This is a genomic window from Aeromonas piscicola (assembly GCF_000820005.1).
GTDB lineage: Bacteria > Pseudomonadota > Gammaproteobacteria > Enterobacterales > Aeromonadaceae > Aeromonas > Aeromonas piscicola.
Genome location: NZ_CDBL01000051.1, coordinates 5358 through 6425 on the forward strand (window position 1 = coordinate 5358; position 1068 = coordinate 6425).

A 1068-nucleotide genomic window follows, 5' to 3' on the forward strand; every position below is an offset into this window, starting at 1 on the left:
CTGCTCGCCACCACCCGGGAGTTTCTGGATTATTTCAATCTGCAGAGCCTGGATCAGCTCCCCGAGCTGGATCCTGAACTGCAAACCCCCCTGGCCGTTATGCCGGCTGAGGGCCGTGAAACCTGATCCATGTTGTTGGCATTTGCCAAGGCGTGGGCCAGGTCTCTTAATGATTAAAGTGGTGCCGGATTGCCCTGACGGGATCTGGCACAGTAGTCAACGTTGCCCGTTATGCTGGCGGGCAGCGATCAACAATCAGGTAACCCCGATGAGTGAAAAACTGCAAAAAGTGTTGGCCCGCGCGGGTCACGGCTCCCGTCGTGAGATGGAGGCCCTGATCACCGCAGGTCGGGTCAGTGTGGATGGCAAGGTCGCCACACTGGGAGATCGCGTCGAAGTAAACGCCGTGATCCGTGTCGATGGCCATACGGTCAAGACCCGTGCCGAGGAAGAGATGATCTGCCGCGTGCTGGCGTATCACAAGCCCGAAGGGGAGATGTGTACCCGTCACGATCCGGAAGGTCGTCCCACCGTGTTCGATCGTCTGCCCAAGCTGGAGAGCGCCCGCTGGATCGCGGTAGGCCGTCTCGACGTCAACACCTCCGGTTTGCTGCTGTTCACCACGGACGGTGAGCTGGCCAACCGCCTGATGCACCCGAGCCACGAAGTGGAGCGTGAATACGCGGTGCGTGTGTTCGGCGAGATCACCGAAGCCATGCTGCAACGTTTGCGCAAGGGTGTGCAGCTGGAAGATGGCATGGCCAAGTTCAACAAGATCAAACCGGCCGGCGGTGAAGGTCTGAACCAGTGGTTCAACGTCACCCTGACCGAGGGTCGCAACCGTGAAGTGCGCCGCCTGTGGGAATCCCAGGAAGTGCAGGTGAGCCGTCTGATGCGGGTGCGCTACGGCGACGTCACCCTGGATCGCGGCATCCCCCGTGGTGGCTGGCAGGAGCTGAAACTGCCGGAAGTGAACTACCTGCGCGGTCTGGTCAACATGCCGCCGGAGACCGAATCCAAGGTTGATCTGCAGCAGGATGGCAAGAGCACCCGTCACAAGCAGGCCGC

1 protein-coding gene and 1 pseudogene are annotated in these 1068 nt (G+C 60.7%); both read left to right on the forward strand.

Annotation, left to right across the window (positions count from 1 at the left end):
- Window positions 1–126, forward strand: a pseudogene (locus tag BN1128_RS26215) (SMC-Scp complex subunit ScpB); the annotation flags it as partial.
- A 142-nt stretch (window positions 127–268) separates the two neighbouring features.
- Window positions 269–1068 (forward strand): 23S rRNA pseudouridine(2605) synthase RluB (gene rluB, locus BN1128_RS10635; protein ID WP_209428556.1); only part of this gene is annotated, 800 nt, incomplete at its 3' end.